This is a genomic window from Nonomuraea gerenzanensis (assembly GCF_020215645.1).
GTDB lineage: Bacteria > Actinomycetota > Actinomycetes > Streptosporangiales > Streptosporangiaceae > Nonomuraea > Nonomuraea gerenzanensis.
This window is the reverse complement of the sequence record NZ_CP084058.1, coordinates 11,894,918-11,912,551: the sequence shown is the minus strand read 5'-3', so window position 1 is coordinate 11,912,551 and position 17,634 is coordinate 11,894,918. Positions and strand designations below refer to the sequence as shown.

Annotated in this window: 14 protein-coding genes; 5 read left to right on the top strand and 9 right to left on the bottom strand. The window is 71.5% G+C overall.

What is annotated here, in order from left to right:
- Nucleotides 1-19 precede the first annotated feature (19 nt).
- Both LCN96_RS55575 and LCN96_RS55570 read left to right on the top strand, forming a co-directional pair.
- Nucleotides 20-748, top strand: a complete 729-nt coding sequence (locus tag LCN96_RS55575; protein ID WP_225270427.1) for a class I SAM-dependent methyltransferase — start codon at nt 20-22, stop codon at nt 746-748.
- 41 nt (nt 749-789) lie between these two features.
- The gene (locus LCN96_RS55570) at nt 790-2,226 is read left to right on the top strand and encodes an MFS transporter (protein WP_225270426.1); all 1,437 of its coding nucleotides are present in this window, start codon (nt 790-792) and stop codon (nt 2,224-2,226) included.
- Here the strand turns inward: LCN96_RS55570 and LCN96_RS55565 are convergent.
- The 5 genes from LCN96_RS55565 to LCN96_RS55545 all read right to left on the bottom strand — a co-directional run bounded on the left by LCN96_RS55565 (nt 2,221) and on the right by LCN96_RS55545 (nt 5,457).
- Nucleotides 2,221-2,778: a thymidylate synthase family protein gene (locus tag LCN96_RS55565; RefSeq protein ID WP_225270425.1), complete on the bottom strand. Its 558-nt coding sequence runs from the start codon at nt 2,776-2,778 to the stop codon at nt 2,221-2,223. The two genes, LCN96_RS55570 and LCN96_RS55565, sit on opposite strands and share 6 nt — an antisense overlap.
- Before the next feature lie 51 nt (nt 2,779-2,829).
- The gene (locus LCN96_RS55560; protein WP_225270424.1) at nt 2,830-3,504 is read right to left on the bottom strand and encodes a hypothetical protein; all 675 of its coding nucleotides are present in this window, start codon (nt 3,502-3,504) and stop codon (nt 2,830-2,832) included.
- Between the two features lie 86 nt (nt 3,505-3,590).
- On the bottom strand, nt 3,591-4,571 hold the full coding sequence (locus LCN96_RS55555; protein WP_225270423.1) for a polyprenyl synthetase family protein: 981 nt from the start codon (nt 4,569-4,571) through the stop codon (nt 3,591-3,593).
- 57 nt (nt 4,572-4,628) lie between these two features.
- On the bottom strand, nt 4,629-4,913 hold the full coding sequence (locus LCN96_RS55550) for a hypothetical protein (protein WP_225270422.1): 285 nt from the start codon (nt 4,911-4,913) through the stop codon (nt 4,629-4,631).
- Entirely contained in the window at nt 4,906-5,457 is a 552-nt protein-coding gene (locus LCN96_RS55545) for an RNA polymerase sigma factor (protein WP_225270421.1), read from the bottom strand. Before LCN96_RS55545 ends, LCN96_RS55550 begins: the two co-directional genes overlap by 8 nt.
- A gap of 210 nt (nt 5,458-5,667) precedes the next feature.
- Here LCN96_RS55545 and LCN96_RS55540 point away from each other — a divergent pair, with 210 nt between their 5' ends.
- A complete protein-coding gene (locus LCN96_RS55540; protein WP_225270420.1) occupies nt 5,668-6,159 on the top strand; it encodes a flavoprotein in 492 nt (163 codons plus the stop codon).
- A gap of 268 nt (nt 6,160-6,427) precedes the next feature.
- Here the strand turns inward: LCN96_RS55540 and LCN96_RS55535 are convergent, their stop codons facing one another.
- Entirely contained in the window at nt 6,428-7,297 is an 870-nt protein-coding gene (locus LCN96_RS55535) for a LysR family transcriptional regulator (RefSeq protein WP_225270419.1), read from the bottom strand.
- A gap of 71 nt (nt 7,298-7,368) precedes the next feature.
- Between LCN96_RS55535 and LCN96_RS55530 the strand changes: the two genes are divergently transcribed.
- The gene (locus LCN96_RS55530) at nt 7,369-8,232 is read left to right on the top strand and encodes a dihydrodipicolinate synthase family protein (RefSeq protein WP_225270418.1); all 864 of its coding nucleotides are present in this window, start codon (nt 7,369-7,371) and stop codon (nt 8,230-8,232) included.
- 156 nt (nt 8,233-8,388) lie between these two features.
- The gene (locus LCN96_RS55525) at nt 8,389-10,095 is read left to right on the top strand and encodes a TlrC/CarA/OleB/SrmB family ABC-F type ribosomal protection protein (protein WP_225270417.1); all 1,707 of its coding nucleotides are present in this window, start codon (nt 8,389-8,391) and stop codon (nt 10,093-10,095) included.
- On the opposite strand, the gene LCN96_RS55520 is transcribed toward LCN96_RS55525, so the two are convergent.
- Genes LCN96_RS55520 through LCN96_RS55510 form a run of 3 tightly spaced genes read right to left on the bottom strand, consistent with a single transcriptional unit; the run spans nt 10,076 to nt 17,459 of the window.
- Nucleotides 10,076-14,881 (bottom strand): DNA repair ATPase, encoded by a 4,806-nt coding sequence (locus LCN96_RS55520; protein ID WP_397351843.1) that lies wholly within the window; start codon nt 14,879-14,881, stop codon nt 10,076-10,078. The two genes, LCN96_RS55525 and LCN96_RS55520, sit on opposite strands and share 20 nt — an antisense overlap.
- Nucleotides 14,878-16,971, bottom strand: a complete 2,094-nt coding sequence (locus LCN96_RS55515; RefSeq protein ID WP_225270415.1) for a flotillin family protein — start codon at nt 16,969-16,971, stop codon at nt 14,878-14,880. The genes LCN96_RS55520 and LCN96_RS55515 overlap by 4 nt, the downstream gene beginning before the upstream one ends.
- Entirely contained in the window at nt 16,971-17,459 is a 489-nt protein-coding gene (locus LCN96_RS55510; RefSeq protein WP_225270414.1) for an OB-fold-containig protein, read from the bottom strand. Before LCN96_RS55510 ends, LCN96_RS55515 begins: the two co-directional genes overlap by 1 nt.
- Between the last annotated feature and the right edge of the window lie 175 nt (nt 17,460-17,634).

Sequence of the window (17,634 nt, the reverse complement as noted above, 5' to 3'; positions counted from 1 at the left end):
ATTGAGATATGGCGTGAAGGTGAGCAAGCGACACGGTAGCTACGGCTTCGACGCGCCCTGGGCGCTGACCGGCCTGATCCTCGGCGCGCTGGTGCTGGCGGGCCTGGCGGCGGCGTCGTTCGCGCTCGACATCCTCGCGGCCGGGCTGGCGTTCCTGTTCGGCGCGCTCTACACGCTCGCCAGCGCGGCGAGTCACCTCTACACGACGCGGCGCGGCAGGTTCGCGGTCTGGGCCGAGGAACTCGGGCGGCTGCGTGGCGACGAGCGGCTGCTCGACCTCGGGTGCGGGCGCGGGGCGGTGCTGCTGCTGGCGGCCGAGCGGCTGGAGCAGGGCAGGGCGACCGGCGTGGACCTGTGGCGCACCCAGGGCCAGTCGGGCGACGCCGAGCCGGTGACCAGGGCGAACGCCGAGGCGGAAGGGGTATCGGAGCGGGTGGAGCTGGTCACGGGCGATCTGCGGGACCTGCCGTTCGGGGACGCGGCGTTCGACGCGGTGGTGTCGAGCCTGGCCGTGCACGACATCCCGGCCGCCGAGGGGCGCGAGCAGGCCGTGCGGGAGGCGTACCGGGTGCTGCGGCCCGGAGGGCTGCTGCTGATCGCCGACTTCCAGCACACCGCCGACTACGAGGAGACGCTGCGCGGGCTGGGCGTGGTAGACGTGCGGCGGCGGGACGCGGGCTGGCGGTTCTGGCACGGCGGGCCCTGGTTCAGGACGACCTTCGTCGAGGCACGCAAGCCCGCCGGGTAGCAAGCGTTTACCCGCCGCTCGCCGGGTATCCGAAGGAGCCTATGAGCGACGTGGGAACCGGCACCGTCACCACCAAGGTGCCCGCGCGGCTGGACCGGCTTCCGTGGTCCCGCTGGCACTGGATGATCGTCATCGGTCTCGGCACCGTGTGGATCCTCGACGGCCTCGAGGTGACCATCGTCGGGAACCTGTCGGCGCAGCTAGCCAAGCCGGGCAGCGGCCTGGACATCACACAGACGCAGGTCGCGGGCGTGGCCGCGGCGCTCTACGTCGCGGGGGCCTGCACCGGGGCGCTGTTCTTCGGCTGGCTGACCGACCGGTACGGCAGGAAGAAGCTGTTCATCATCACGCTGGTCGTGTACCTGGTGGCGACGCTGCTGACCGCGTTCTCGTTCAGCGCGTGGTGGTTCTTCCTGTTCAGGTTCATGACGGGGTTCGGGATCGGCGGCGAGTACGCGGCCATCAACTCCGCCATCGACGAGCTCATCCCGAGCCGGCACCGGGGGCGCATCGACATCATCATCAACGGCAGCTACTGGCTCGGCGCGGCGGGCGGCGCGCTGCTGACGGTGCCGCTGCTGAACGACCTGCCGGTCAACATCGGCTGGCGGGTCGCCTTCGGCCTGGGCGTGGTGCTGGGCCTGGCCATCCTGCTCGTCCGGCGGCACGTGCCGGAGAGCCCGCGCTGGCTGTTCATCCACGGCAGGGACCGCGAGGCCGAGGAGCTCGTGGACGACATCGAGCACCAGATCGGCAAGGAGAGCCTGCCGGAGCCCGAGCAGTCGATCACCATCCACCAGCGCAAGTCGATCGGGTTCGTCCGGATCGCGCACACGATGGTGGCCCTCTATCCCAAGCGCACGGTGCTGGGGCTCTCGCTCTTCATCGGGCAGGCGTTCCTCTACAACGCGATCACCTTCGGGTACGCGCAGATCCTGTCCACCTTCTTCAAGATCGACACGCACACGGGCTACTACTTCGCGGTCATCGCGATCGGCAACTTCCTCGGCCCGCTGCTGCTCGGCCCGCTCTTCGACACCGTGGGCAGAGTCCCCATGATCTCGGGCACCTACATCGGGTCGGGGGTGCTCCTGCTGGGCACGGCCTGGCTGTTCAACGAGGGCATGCTCAACGCGGTCACGCTGACGGCGTGCTGGTCGGTGGTGTTGTTCGTGGCCTCGGCGGGGGCCAGCTCGGCCTATCTCACCGTGAGCGAGATCTTCCCGATGGAGACCAGGGCGATGGCCATCGCGTTCTTCTTCGCGGTGGGCACGGCGGCCGGCGGCATCGCGGGGCCGCTGGTGTTCTCCTCGCTGGTGGAGAGCGGGGTGCCGGGCGACACGGCGCTCGCGTTCAGCGTCGGCGCGATCATCATGATCGCCGCCGGGCTGGTGGAGCTGTTCCTCGGGGTCAAGGCGGAGCGCAAGGGGCTGGAGGACATCGCGGCCCCGCTCTCGACCGCGAGCAGCACGTCATGACAGGGGCCGCCACATGACGGGGAACACCCTCGGGCTGTCGGACAGGTACAGGTGCGGCACGTCCACGAACACCCGCATCGGCCCCCGCTCCACCTCCAGTTTCGCGGCCATCGCCGCGTGCACGTCGGCGAGCGGCAGGTAGTTGAGGTAGCTGGTGTAGGCGTTCTGGGAGCGGAAGGTCGCGGTCATCAGCAGCGCGCCCTCCCTGATCCGGAACGCCAGCCCGATCAGGCACGGCACCGCGTCGTACGCCTCGCCCGGCGTGGTCAGCGAGATCCACGCGCTCTTGCTGTACGGCTTGAGCCGCAGCAGGTCGGCCGCCCAGCCGAGCTGGCCGCCGATCCTGGCCGCGTAGCTGTACTTGAACGGTGGCACCACCGTCTGCTCGCTGAACTTCCTGCGGTAGAGCGCCAGCCGGTCCGCGTCGCCGTACCGCGCGATGATCGGATCGTCCCCGCTGACCCTCGCGATCTCGAACAGCACGGACGGCGCCTCTATGACGGGGCCCCGATCGTCGTCGGCGAGGGTCCCCGCCGACCAGACATGGCGCATCAACCTGATCCACGCCTCCCCACACGACGCCCAAAGTGCTGGGCCGGGCATTTATCCCTCCATAGTCGGAATCTGGTACCGGTTGCGAGGAAGCCGCCGCCGCCTGGAGACGTTGCAGCGGATGTAGTAGACGGCGTAGTGGACCAGCGCGACCAGCAGGATGCCGGTCAGGAGCAGGAGCAGGTTCGGCTCCTGCCCGCTGAGGCCGGTGACGCCGACGGTCAGGTACGTCGAGTTCACCGTGGCCAGCACCATGACGTTGATGCCGGGCCAGGCGAGTGGTGCGTAGGTCTCGGGGAAGCGCGGATCGACCGGCAGGTTGGGGCTCCAGTCGAGGTCGTCCCTGAGCCTGGTGGAGTACAGCAGCCGGAAGTTGTTGATCGCGCGGGCCGTGCGGGCGTGCGCGTCCACCGCCTCGATGAGGCGCAGGAACGGCAGCACGCTCAGCACCCCGAACGCGATGACCAGGGCGAACAGATACCACGGCACGGACTGCCACTCGGTCAGGCGCTGCGGATCGACCACCTTGGCACTGGCCAGCGCGATCGCGGCGAAGAAGGGGCCGGCGAGCAGGCTCAGCGCGAGCCTGGTCATCTTCAGCCGCTCCTCCTTGGCGGCGAGGTGGACCGCGTAGACACCGTTGAAGTCCACTGCGGCGAGCTGGAGGAACTGGCTCGGCGCCAGGTCGTCCTCCTCCTTGACCATGCGCTGGGGGATCTTCCGCATGTGCGTGCTCCTGGTAGCTGTAACTCCAGTATGAGCGCATTTTTCGGGAATGGGGCCGGGATTTCTACCAATTGTTCCAACAAATCTCAACTCACCGAAGTCAGGTGCGTCAGACGTGCCACCTGGTCGATGTACGCCGACGGGAGGCCGCGCAGCAGGCCCGCCATCTCCGGGTCCTGGATCACCGGCAGGGCGGCCACCGCGTCGGCCGCCAGCCCCCGGCAGTACGCGATCGTGTCGGCCGTCATGCCGCTCGCCCGCACCCGCCGCAGCACCTGCGCCACCTGCTCGTCCGTGCTGCCCCGGCCCGGCAGCTCGGCCGGCTCGATCCCCGACAGGAGCAGGGGCAGGCTGTAGACGCCCTGCCGCAGGTCGTTCCCGGCGGGCTTGCCGAGCTGCTCGCTGGTGGCGGTCAGGTCGAGCAGGTCGTCGAGCACCTGGAAGATCAGCCCGAACTTCTCCCCGTACGTCCCCATCCGCGCCCTGTCCTCGGCCGGCGCGTGCGCGCACACCGCCGCCACCAGGCAACCGGCCCTGAAGAGCGCGGCGGTCTTGCCGGTGATCGAGCGCAGCGCGCTCTCCGGCGTACGCGTGGTGTCGAACAGGTCGGCCGTCTCCAGGTACTGCCCCTCCGCCAGCTCCACCACCGTCGCCGCCAGCACCTCGGCCACCGGCCTCGACACCTGCGTGATCGCCGCCAGCCCGGCCCTGGCCAGCATGAAGTCGCCGATCACCAGCGCCTTGCCGTCGCCCAGCTCGGCGTTGAGCGTCCTGGCGCCCCGGCGCTCCGTGGCCCGGTCCATGAGGTCGTCGTGCACGAGCGAGCCCGCGTGGATGAGCTCGACGCAGGCCGCGGCCGTGATCAGGCGGCGGTCGGGCGTCCTGCCGAGGGCGAGCGCGGCGGCCAGCGTCAGGGCGGGCCGCAGCCGCTTGCCGCCCGCCGAGACGACCCGCCCGGCGCCGGCGTTGATGGCGGGCAGCGCGGACGAGCCGCTCAGCCGCCGGATCCTGGCTTCGACCTTGGCCAGCCCGGCGGCGACGGCCGGGTTGCGCAGTAGTTGATCCATGGCCTTCAGCCTGCGTCCCGGCGGCTGTGTGGGCCCTGAGAAACTCTGAGGAGGCTCTCAGCGCGTACCGGAACCACCGGAACGCGGTGCCCGGGTGAGCTCGCACCTGCCGTCCACGCACCGCCGCCGCAACCGGCCCAGCGAGAGGAGCTGCACCAGCCCGATCACCCAGCACGCCGGGCAGCCGCGCAGGGCCCACAGGCCGAGCGGGGCGAGCACCAGGCTCACCGGGCCCAGCGCCGGGATCAGCGCGAGCGCGCCGATCAGCGCGCCGAACCCGGCGGCGCCGCGCAGCAGGTGCCGGGGCAGGGACGCGGCGGCGAAGCCCCGGTCGTCAGCCATCGTCGCCCCCTCGGGCCCCGTGCTGGAGCGAGCGGTGCACCGCCGCGCGGGCGCGGTGCAGCCGCGACTTCATCGCCGCGACGCTCAGGCCCAGCGCCGCGGCCACCGTCCGGCCGCTCAGCCCCTGGATGTCGCGCATGACCAGGACGGTGCGCTGATCGGCCGGCAGCGCGGCGACGGCCGCCGCGACCCTGTCGGCCTCCAGCCGACGGATCACCTCGTCCTCGGCCGACAGCGTGCGCGTCTCACCGGCGGGCTCCGGTGGCCGCAGCGCCAGGCGGGCCCGGCGCAGGCACTCGTTGCGCACGATGCGGAACATCCACGACGCCAGCGCGCCGGTGGCCCGCAACGTGCCGATCTTCCGGTAGAGGATGATGAGCGCCTCCTGGGCGGCGTCCTCGGCGTCCTCGGGCGTGGCGCACAACGTACGGGCGAAGCGCCGTACGTGCGGGTGCGAGCCGGACACCAGCGCGGAGATCGACTCGACGTCCCCGCGCTGCGCCCCGACGATCAGCCGCTCGCCCGGCCAGCTCCCCTCAGCCACGCGACCGGCCCTTCCTGCGCAGCGCCACGACGTAGGCGCAGACGAGCACGGCCGCGACGGCGACGACGACGGCGACGGCGATGGTGGCAACGGACACGACAACCTCCCTGTTTCGCGTTTCGACACCTATGAGAGGCGCCGGCCGTCACAGAGGATTCGGGTACGGGAATGCTTGACCGCAGTGAACCATCCTCCCGAGGAGTGCATCGCGTGACCGAATCATCCGGCGAGGTCCTCTACGTCGTCGTCAGTGCCGCGGAGACGGCGGCGGAGGTCGGCAGGCTCGTCTCCCTGGCCCAGGACGAGGGCTGGGTCGTGCAGATCGTGGCCACCCCCTCCGCGCTGGACTTCATCGACGTGGCCGAGCTGGAACGCCGGACCGGGCGGCCGATCCGCAGCCGCTACCGCAAGCCGCACGAGCCGAAGCCGCCCAGGGCCGACGCCATGATCGTGGCGCCTGCCACGTTCAACACGATCAACAAGTTCGCCCAGGGCATCACCGACACCTACGCGCTGGGCGTGCTGGCGGAGGCGCCGGGGCTGGGCATCCCCGTCGTCGTGCTGCCGTTCGTGAACGACGCGCTGGCCGCGCGCACGCCGTACCGTCGCAGCATCGAGGACCTGCGCGCCGACGGCGTGCGGGTCGTGCTGGACCCCGGCGACGACCCCTGGCGGCGGGCGCTGGCGGAGCTGCGTGCCTGACTTGCGGCTGACACCGTGTGAGGGTGGCTCGTGGCCCTCGGCATCGAGTGTGACGAGACGCTGCCCTGCACCGACCCCGCCAACAGCGAGATCGCGATGGAGTTGGCGCCCGACGGCACCGGTTCGTGCTGGAGGAGGCGGGCATGCGGTGGCACTACTGTGACGCCGGCCCGCTCTCACGGGGTCAGGAGGACGTGGCCGATCAGGGTGCGACTCTCCAGGAGGCGGTGGGCGTCCGCGGCCTGGGCCAGGGGGAGCGTGCGGGCGGTCAGAGGGGGAGGTGGGCGACGGCGGTGCGGAAGGCGGTGACGGCGGCGACGATCGCCGGGTGGGCGCCGTTCCCCCTCCGGTAGGCGGCCAGGGTGCGGCGGCTCAGCGGCAGGCGGGTGAGCCGTACGCCGGGCGGCGGGTTCGCCGCCGCCAGGTGGGGGACCAGCGCGACCCCCTGGCCGGCCGCGGCGAAGGCGAGCACGGTGTCGAAGTCGTCGAGGTGATGCCGCACCACCGGCTCGAACCCGGCCGCCTGACAGGCCCTGATCGCCATCGTGTGGCACAACGTGCCGGGCTTGTTCGTGATCCACGCGTCGGCCCTGGCGGCCGCGATCGAGGGCCGGTCCGTGAGGTACATCGGCTCGCTGAACAGCGGCTCGGTCTCGATCGACGCGTCGGTGACCGGCGGCACGAAGTCGTACTCGTGCACCAGCGCCACGTCCAGCTCCCCGGCACGCAGCGCCGCGGAGACGTCCGCCGGGTCGATCTCCGCCACCATCGGCTCCAGCCCGGGATGGGCGCCGGTCAGGCCGGCCAGCGCGGGCGGCAGCAGCACGCGCGCCGCCGTGGGGAACGCGCCGATCCGCAGCGGCCCCGACGGCCCGCCCCGCGCGGCGGCGAGCGCCGCCGCGGCCCGTTCAAGCTGCTCCAGTACGGCCTGGGCGTGCTCCACGAGCAGGTGCCCGGCGGGCGTCAACGACACGGTGCGGCCGGTGCGTTCGAGCAGCGGCACCCCGGCCTCCCGCTCCAGCGCGCTGAGCTGCTGGGAGACGGCCGACGGCGTGAACGTGACCGCCTCGGCGACCGCGGCGATCGTGCCCCGCCTGGCCAGCTCGCGGAGGAGGTGCAGCTTGCGAGGGTCGAGCATAAGTTCAGCTTAAGCTCGAACGTAGAAATCCGCGCTGGTGCTAACGGGTTTCCGTCGGTCAAGCTCGGAGCATGCTGAGAGGAATCCACGTACCGCTGGTCACGCCGTTCGACGCGTCGGGCGCGGTGGCCGCGGACACGGTCGACAAGCTCGGCCGGCAGGTGCTGGACCAGGGCGCCGCCGGCCTGGTGGCGCTGGGCACCACCGGTGAGGTGGCCGCGCTCGACCCCGGCGAACGCGCCCGGGTGATCGAGGTGTGCGCGCAGGTCTGCGCCGAGCGGCAGGCGCTGCTGACGGTGGGGGTGACGGGCGGCGACACCCGCTCCACGGCCCGGGCGCTGCGCGAGCTGCCGACGGGGGTGGGGGCGGCGCTGGTGACGGTCCCGTCCTTCCTGCGGCCCGGCGAGCGCGGGGTCGTCGCGCACTTCGCGGCGCTGGCGGAGGAGACGCCGGTGCCGCTGGTGATCTACCACATCCCCTACCGGACCGGGCAGGCCGTCGGCGCCGCCACGCTGCGCGAGCTGGGCGCGCATCCGATGATCGCGGGGGTGAAGTACGCGGCCGGCGGCATCACCTCCGAGACGGTCGAACTGCTCGCGGACCTGCCTGAGGGGTTCGAGGTGCTGTGCGGGGACGACCCCTTCATCTCGCCCCTGCTCGCCCTGGGAGCCGCCGGCGGCATCCTGGCCTCCGCGCACGTGGAGACCGGCGGCTTCGTGGAGCTGGCCGAGGCCTGGCAGGCGGGCGACGTCGCCCGGGCCAGACCGCTCGGGCACCGGCTGGCCCGGCTGTCGGCGGCGTTGTTCGCCGAGCCCAACCCGACGGTGCTCAAGGGGGTGCTGCACGCGCGGGGGCTCATTCCCACTCCTGACGTGCGGCTGCCGCTCCTGCCCGCGAGCGCCGGCGCGGTGTCGCGGGCGCTCGCCGTGAAATAGGGCTGGACAGAAAGTCCGGTCAGGGGCTAGGTTCTCTCGCGATATGGGTTCCCTGTGATTCTCGCGCCAGAGGCGCACACGCGTTGAGCCGGTAGCTCCGCCTGTGCCGCCTCGTACCGGTCGTTTTCCGAGCCGAGAAGAGGGGGTGGGCCCTTTATGCGTACTGCTGCTGCCCAACTGGCATTCAACGAGATCACCAAGCGTTACGACACCCGCGTCGTCCTGGACCGCGTGTCCTTCACCGTCAGACCGGGTGATCGGATCGGCGTGATCGGGGACAACGGGGCAGGCAAGTCCACGTTGCTCAAGCTCATGGCGGGCGTCGAGCGGCCCGACAACGGCGAGGTCACCGTCGTCGCGCCCGGCGGCGTCGGTTACCTGCCGCAGTCGCTGGAGCTGCCGCCGCACGCCACGGTGGCGGAGGTCGTCGATCTGGCGCTGGGCGAGCTGCGTGAGCTGGAGGCCCGGATGCGGGCCGCCGAGCAGGCGCTCGCGGAGCTGGACCAGAACGCGGACGCCGCGCGGGCCGACGGTGGCGCGCGGGCCGACGATGCCGCGCGGGCCGGCGATGGCGCCGGGCCGGCGGAGGTTTATGCGCGGCTGGTGGCGGAGTTCGAGGCGCGCGGTGGGTACGAGGCCGACGCGCGGGTGGACGCCGCGCTGCACGGGCTCGGGCTGCCGGGGCTCGACCGGGCGCGCCCGGTCGGCACGCTCTCCGGTGGCGAACGTGCCCGCCTCGCCCTCGCCGCCACCCTGGCCGCCGATCCGGAGCTGCTGCTGCTCGACGAGCCCACGAACGACCTGGACGACCGGGCCGTGGCCTGGCTCGAACAGCGGCTGCGCGCCCACCGGGGCACCGTGGTGGCGATCACGCACGACCGGGTGTTCCTGGAGCGGGTGACGTCCACCGTGCTGGAGGTCGAGGAGGGGCGGGTGCGCCGCTACGGGGACGGGTACTCCGGGTACCTCGTGGCCAAGGCCGCCGAGCGGGCGGCGCGGTTGCGGGCGTACGAGGAGTGGAAGCTGGAGCTGGCCCGGCACTCGGGGCTGGTCGCCGCCAACGCCGGGCGGATGGCCGCCATCCCGCGCAAGATGGCCCAGGCGGGCATGGGGACCGGGGCCTGGCGCGCCCGGTCCCGTACGCACGGCGCGGCTGGGCGGGTGCGGCAGTCGCAGCAGCGGATGCGGTGGCTCAGGGACAACCCGGCGTCCCGGCCGCCCGACCCGCTCCGCTTCACCCCTGCCTTCGAGCCCGGCCCCGCGATGACTGACACGGTGGATCGCGCGATGGATGGTGTGGTGGCCGCGCTCGAAGGGGTGCGGGTGGCGGGCCGGCTGCGGCTGGACGGGCTGACCGTGCGCTTCGGTGAGCGGCTGCTCGTCACCGGGCCGAACGGGGCGGGCAAGACCACGCTGATGCGCGTGCTGGCCGGGGAGCTGCAGCCGGACGCGGGCACCGTACGGCGCTCGGGCCGGGTCGGCCACCTCAGGCAGGACGAGCAGGTCGGGCCACCGGATCGCACCGTGCTGGGGGCCTATGCCGCCGGCCGGCCGGGCTCGCTGGACGAGCACGCGGACGCGCTGCTGGCCCTGGGCCTGTTCCGGCCTTCTGACCTGCGGTTGCGGCTGGGCGAGCTGTCGTACGGGCAGCGCCGCAGGGTCGAGCTGGCCCGCCTGGTGAGCGAGCCGGTGGACCTGCTGCTGCTCGACGAGCCGACGAACCACCTGTCGCCGCAGCTCGTCGAGCAGTTGGAGGAGGCGCTGACCACGTACCGGGGCGCGCTGGTGATCGTCACCCACGACCGCCGCATGCGCGCCGCCTTCATCGGCTCCCACCTGGAGCTCAGCGCTCCGACTCCCTGATGGCCGTGCCGACCTCGCCCACCCGGTCGGCCAGCAGCCCGATCGCCCCCACGGCCCGCACCACCGGATCATCCTCCGCCCCGCCCAGAGCTTTCGCCTTCAGGTAGGCGGCCTTGACCGCCGCCCACCGCTCCGCCTGGGCGGGGGTCAGGCGGCCGCGGAGCTCGGCGAGCTTGAGCAGGTTCGCTTCGGCGTCGGAGGTCAGGGTCTGCGCCTCGCCGAGGTAGTGGTCGTCGATCACCGCTTCCAGCTCGTCGTCGTTCATGGCCGGCACGATGCGCTCGGCCAGCTTGTTCATGTTGCGGTAGGAGCCCTGCAGCCGGTACGGCGGCTCCGTACGGGCGGCGTCGGACTGGGCGGCGGAGGCGATGTAGGCCCGGTTGTTGGCCAGCACCACCTCCTGCACCCGGACCAGCTTGGCCAGCACGCTGAGCACCTGGTCCAGCTCGGGCTTGGTGTAGGGGTGCGCGAGCTGGTCGGGCCGGACCGTCGTGTCGCCCCTCGCCAGGCGGATGAGCAGCGCCACGTCCGACCGGTCGCGGCCGGACAGCGGGGCGAGGACCGGGTTGGAGGTGAGGGCGTTGTCCACGTAGCTGAGCGCGAACAGCTCCTCCTTGCCCGACAGCACGTCGCCCAGGTTCCACACGTCGGCGCGGTTGGCCAGCATGTCGGGGATGCGGAAGCGCTGACCGGACTCGGTGTACGGGTTGCCCGCCATGCACACCGCGAACCGCTTGCCGCGCAGGTCGTAGGTCCTCGTGCGCCCGTTCCACACGCCCTCGATGCGGCGCTGGGCGTCGCACAGCGAGATGAACTTCTGCAGCAGCTCCGGCGAGGTGTGCTGGATGTCGTCCAGGTAGAGCAGGGTGTTGTTGCCCGTCTCCAGCGCGAACGAGATCTTCTCCACCTCCTGCCTGGCCGTCGCGTCGGGCGCGTCCGCCGGGTCCAGCGAGGTGACCTCGTGGCCCAGGGCCGGGCCGTTCACCTTGACGAAGACGAGGCCGAGGCGGCTGGCCACGTACTCCATCAGCGTCGTCTTGCCGTAACCGGGCGGCGAGATGAGCAGCAGCAGGCCCATCTGGTCGGTGCGCTTGCCAGCTCCCGCCGCGCCGAGCTGCTTGGCCAGGTTGTCGCCGATGAGCGGCAGGTACACCTCGTCGAGCAGCCGGTTGCGGACGAAGGCGCTCATCACCTTCGGCCGGTACTCCTCCAGCCGCAGGCGGCGGCGCTCCGCCTCGACCAGCTCGTTCCTGCGGCGCTGGTAGGCCCGGTAGGCCGGCACCCGTTCGCGGGCGAACTGCCTGGTCCTGGGCAGGATCTCGTCGAGCCGGACGTCGAGCTTGCGGTCCTGGACGCGCGGGTGGGCGCCGAGCAGGCCGTCCACGGTCTCGGCGGTGGTGGCGCTGGAGTCGTAGCGCGTCAGGTGGTCGCAGAGCTGGACGGCGAGCGCCTCCGCCACCTCCGGCCCCTGGTGGTAGGCGGTGAGCCAGGCGTGGGCGAGCTGCACCCGCTCGGGCAGGGCCAGCGCCTTGAGGTCCTCCTCGAACTCGCGGGTCCTGACCGGCCCGAGCGCGTGCCGGAAGCCGTCGAGCAGGTCGAGGGCCGGCTTGGCGGTGACGAAGCCGGCGGGCGCGCTGCCCACCTCCTCGACCAGGTACTCGCCGGCGAGGTCCGCGGCGGGCAGGCCGAGGCCCGCCAGGAACGCGGTGATCGCCCCGTCCAGCTCGTCGGCGAGGGAGCCCAGGGCGGGCGTGATCCCGAAGACCGTCCGGGCCCTGACCAGCGACGTGGCGCGGGCGGCCAATGTTTTACGTGAAACCTCGTCCGTCCCGAAGGCCCAGAAGAGCTGCGCCGCCGCCCGGGTCGCGGCGGGGTAGCGCAGCAGCCCGGCTCCGTCCCGCAGCCGCACCAGCGTGTCGAGGATGCGGGTGGCGTCGTGGTCGTGCACGCCGCGCTCGTACCCCTCGTCGTAGCGCTGCTCGGCCGCCCGGCGGACCAGCTCCTCCAGCGGCGTGCCCGGCGTGACCGAGTCGAGGAGCGAGGCGGCGAGGTGCTCGGCCCGGTACACCTGCGCGGTCTCGGAGACCAGCACCTGGTCCCAGAAGGGCCGGGTGTCGTCGAAGGAGGCGGGCACGGGCGCGCGGTAGTCGGTGCCGGTGATCGCGAAGTGCATTCCGCCGTCGTGCGGCACCAGCGTCAGGTCGATCGGCTGCTGGTTGACGGCGAAGCGGTGGTGGCCCAGCCGGAGGGTCTCGCCGCCGTCCGAGAAGAGGTCGAGGCGGTCCCGCAGCGCCCGCCCCGCCTCCTGCTGCGCCGACTTGAGCCGCCCGTCCAGCTCCTCGGCCCGTACGGCGTCGCCCAGCTCCCGCAGCCCGGCCGCGGCCGAGCGCACCTTGGCCACCATGGGGTCGGTCGCGAAGTAGGTGTTGACCTCGTCCAGCGAGGACAGGGTTCCCAGCCGCCGGGTGATGCTGCCGAGGATGCGCTCCGCGGAGGCGAAGACGCGCTCGGCGCGGCGGGCCAGGTCGTCGAGCTGGGTCTGCTTGCGGGCGGAGAACGCCTCGTAGACGTCGTCCCGCTTGGCGGCGAGCTGGGCGGCGAAGTCGTCGAACTCGCCGAAGCGCGCCTCCAGGTTCTCCACCTGCAGCATCAGCCGCCCGAGCTGCTCGTCGCACTTCTGCGGCGTGTCGGCCATCGCCAGCGCGCCCGTGACGGACTGCCCCAGCAGCGCGAACTCGGCGGCGAACGCGGCCCGCCCCTCCGCGCCGAGCAGCTCGCGCCGCCGCCCGTCGAGCACGGCCCTGGCCCGGTTCACGCCGCCGAGCACCTCGGCGATGCGGCCCAGGATCGAGGTGCGCACGGTGGCGTCGGCGATGTCCAGCGACCCGACGACCTCCGTGACCACCTCCAGCCCCTCGGCCTGCGCGGCCAGCCGGTCCGCGACGGGCTCGGCCTCGGCCACGGTGCCGATCGCGGCGGCGTCGCCGGCCAGCGCCTCGACGGCCGCGTGGTAGGCGGTGAAGGCGTCCTGGCCCGACAGGAACGCCACGGCGCGCCTGCCCGCCGACTCCAGCTCCTCCTGCACGGACGCGGACAGCGCGGCCAGGGCGTCCAGGTCGAGGTAGCGGATCTCGCGCAGCGTCACCAGGTGCCCCTGGGCGCGGCGCAGCGTGGCCAGCAGGGTGACCCAGGCGTCGGCGGTGGCCGGGGTGTCGGCCCTGGCGTGGCGGACGAGCTGGGTGGTCTCCTCGGTGGCCGTGGCCAGGGTCTGCGCGGCCTGGCGGGTGAGCTGCTCGACGTTCTCGTACTCGTCGAGGACCTGCTCGGCGGTGGCGCGCACGTCGGAGAGCGGCCCGCGCAGGCCGTGCTCGCCGAGCCAGTGGTAGGAGTCGAACGCCCGCGTGCAGGCGGCGATCAGCCCCTCGAACGTGCCGGCCGACGGCGCCATCTCCTCGACCATGCGCGCCACGGACAGGCAGTCGGAGATGCCGCGGACCAGCTCGGCGTTGCCGATGCGCTCCAGCGGCCCGGTGCCGGCGGGCTGCGCGGCGGCGTAGGTGTCCGACACGTACGGCGTCTGCCAGACCTGCATCGGGTGCACCCGGGTCGGCTCGTCGGAGGTGGCCCGGAAGACCACCATCGTGCCGTCGTCGAACAGTGAGTACCCGTGACAGACGATGGGGTTGGCCACCTCCTTCCTGATCACGTTGTACGGCAGCAGCAACGAGCGCCCGTCACCCCTGGCGTGGAAGACGTAGAGCACGTCCTCGCCGTTGGGGGAGCGGACCACCCGCTCGAACTCCAGGTCGCTCACGTCCGTGTCGAACGTCTTGCTGACGCCCGTGGCCAGGTAGTACCCGCCGGGGAAGATCAGCCCCTGGTCCTCGGGCAGCCGCTGGCAGGCCTGCCCGATGCCGTCGAGCCGGACGACGGCCCTGGTGCGGGTGTTGAAGACCAGGTGCCGCCGGTCGGTCTCCTTGTACGGCCTGATCCGCATGAGGATCAGCGGCCCCACGCGGGCGTACTCGACGTCGGCGTCCGCCAGGCTCTGCAACGGCTCGGCGACCGGCTCGGAGTAGATGCCGGCCCCGCTCTCGGTGTTGTCCTCGATCTTGATGGTGAGGTCGCCGCCGACGGTCTCGACGAACACCTCGCCGCCGATGGAGATGTGCGGGTGGCGGCCGAGTACGTGGTCGTCGCGGGTGGTGGGCGTCCACTCGAAGTCGTGGGACGGGGGGAACGTGTGGTCCCGCTCCCCACGATTGTCCTGATATCTCGGGACACCACTGTTGCTGACCGTCCAGCGCAGCACCCGCGTGTCCGCCGGGCCCGTCTGGAACACGGCCAGCAGCTTGCCCTCGACCCGCCGCAACTGCTGGAGCCTGGTCTCCTTGTAGTAGCGGTAGAGCTCGGCGAAGTCCTTCCTGAACGCCGGGTCGTCCAGCGCCTCCAGCTTGTCGGCGTCGAAGCGGAAGTGCTCGCCGTCCCTGGCGAACCGGTGCACCGCGAACACGTCCGCCACCGTCGTCTCCGGCTTGAGCCCGATGAAGACGTTGTAGCCGAAGAGCATCACGCCGCCCACGGAGACGATGTCCCTGGGGACGCAGTTGTTCTCCGTCCTGATCCGCTCGGTGCCCAGCAGGCGCAGCTCCGCCCCGCCGAAGACCTTCAGCCGCTCGTCGTTGAGCGTGCCGGCCGCCGCCTCCAGGGCCTTGGCCTGGGCCTGGAGGCGGTTGCGCAGGACTTCGTACGTCCCCGCCTCCAGCTCGGGCGTCACCACGCTCACTTGGCGCCGGCCAGGGCCGCCACCGGCGAGTCGGCCACGCCGAGCCTGCGGGCCGTCTCCAGCAGCTCACCGAGCGCCGTCGTCTGCGGGCCGCCGTCCTGGATGAGCCGCATGAGCAGGGCGGACACGGTCAGGTTCTTCAGGTCCTCGGTCCGCACGCCGCCGACCACGCTCGCGAGGTCGGCCGCCAGGCTTGCGGTGCCGTTGACGTACGGCGACACGATCGCCCCGGCGACCTGGGAGTGGCCGACGAAGCCGTCCACCACCTTGCCCGCGGTGATCGAGCCGACCACCTTGTCGAAGAACATCGTGTCGCCGCCGACGATGTCGATGTTGGCCTTGGCCAGCCCGGCCGCCAGCACGCTGGCCTGCGACTCGGCGACCTGCCGGTTGACGTCGATGTGCTTGAGCCTGATCTCCTTGTCGGCCTCCAGGCGCAGGCGGTACTCCTCGTGCGCCCTGCTGGCCTCGTCCAGCGCGGCCATCGCGGCGGCCTTCTGCGTGAGGCCCTCGGCCTCGGCCTTGAGCTTCTCGCCCACGGCGGCGGCGCCCGCCAGGGCCATCGCCTGCTCGCCCGCGGCCTGCGCCTTGAGCCGGTCGCCCTCGACCAGCGCCATGGCCCTGGCCCCGTCGGCCTCGGCGGCCAGCTTCTCCTTCAGCACCAGCGCCTCGGCGCGGCCCACCTTCTCGATGGCCTCGGCGTCGCGCTCCTTGACCTGCACCTGCGCCAGCCCGGAGGCTGCGGACTCGGCCTGGATGCCCTCGGCCAGCCGCATCTTGGCCCTGGCCTCCAGCTCGGCGGCCTGCTGGCGCGCCTCGGCCAGCACCAGCTCCTCGCGGGCCTTGAACTTGGAGGCGGCCTCCGCGGCCTCGGCCGCCTTGATGTCCTTGACCAGGTTCTCCTGGGCCTCGGCCTCGGCGGCGATGATCACCTGCTGGCGGGTGCGCTCGGCCTCCTCGACCACGCGCAGCCGCTTGATCGACTCCTCCTGCTCGGCCACGGTCTTGTCGACCGCGATGCGCTCGCGGATGACCTCGGCGATCGACCGCTTCTCGGTCTCGACCTCCTTGTTCTTGGCGATGAGCGACAGCTCGGTCTCCCGCTCGCGGGCGATGACCTCCAGCATCCGGTCCTTCTCGATGCGCTCGGTCTCGATGGCGATCACGCGCTCGCGGTTCTTCTCGGCGACGGCGATCTCGCGGGCCCTGTTCTCGTTCTGGATGCCGAGCTGCTCGTCGGTCTTCATGTGCGCGGCCTGGGCGCGCAGCCGCTCCTCGGCCTGCACGCGGGCGATCTCGGCCTCCTCGCGCGCCTTGACGGTCTCGATCTCGCGGCGCTGCTTGAGCTCGGCGTCGGCCTGGCGGCGCTCCAGCTCCAGGATCGCCTCGCGGGCGTCCACGTTCTGGCGGGTGATCTCCTTCTCCTCGTTGCGCCGGTACTCGTTCGTGCGCACGTGCTCGATGGCCGTCAGCTCGGTGATCTTGCGGATGCCCTGCGCGTCGAGGATGTTGCTCTTGTCGAGCTGCGCGAGCGAGGTCTGCTCCAGGTAGTCGATGGCCGCGTCCTCAAGGCTGTAGCCGTTCAGGTCGGTGCCGATCAGCCGGACGATCTCGTCACGGAACTCGTCGCGCTTGGTGTAGAGGTCCACGAAGTCGAGGTGCTTGCCCGCGGTCTTGAGCGCCTCGGAGAACTTGGCGTTGAACAGCTCCTGCAGCGTGGTCTCGTCGCTGGCGCGGGCGGTGCCGATGGCCTGGGCGACCTTGATGACGTCCTCGGCGGTCTTGTTCACGCGGACGAAGAACGTGATCTTGATGTCGGCCCTGATGTTGTCCCGGCAGATGAGCCCCTCGCGGCCGGTTCGTTCGATCTCGATGGTCTTGACCGAGATGTCCATGATCTCGGCCTTGTGTACCACGGGCAGCACCACGGCGCCGGTGAACGTCACGTCCACCTTGTTGACCTTCGAGACGATCAGCGCCTTGCCCTGCTCGACCTTGCGGAAAAGGCGGCCGATGACGAACAGCAGGCCGATCACGATGATCAGGACGACGGCCAGGAAAATCCCGAAACCTGTGGAGATGACGTCCATCAGTGCTCACTTTCGTACGGCATGACCCAGAAGAATTCGCCGTCTTTGTCGTATTCGAAGATGAGGGCGTCGTCGCCGCGGACGAGGCGGTCCTGGCCGGTCGTGCGGACCTGCACGACCGCGGACGAGCCGTCGGCGGCGGTGACCTCGGCCTGGCCGAAGTCCGGAGTGGCCGTGCCGGTGCGTATCACGCACATCTGGCCGACGAAGTCGCCGCGCGAGCGCGTGTCCCCCTCGGGGAACAGCCTGCGCAGCGGCGTCAGCAGGCCGCGCACGGCCAGCCAGGCCAGGGCCGCAGCGGCGATGGGCACGGCGATGAGCGCGCCGGTGGGCGCCAGCACACTGCCGATGAGGCAGAGCAGCCAGGCCAGCGCGATGAGCAGCGACAGCGTGATCCCCGCTGGGACTCCCCCGAGGCCCAGCCACGTGGCGTCGTCATCCGCCTCGAAGAGGCCGGTGATGACGGTCAGCCAATAACCGGCGACCACCACGAGCAGGAAAGTGAAAATGACAGTCGGAAAGCTCAGTGCGATGTGTAAGAAGTCGGTCATCCCGCCTCGTACTACCTATCCCCCTGTGTGTCCTGTCGGACTATATACAGATAAAGCGCGACTAAAGGAGAAAGTTCCCGAAACGGTTGGTGACTTGACCTCAAGTCTGGTT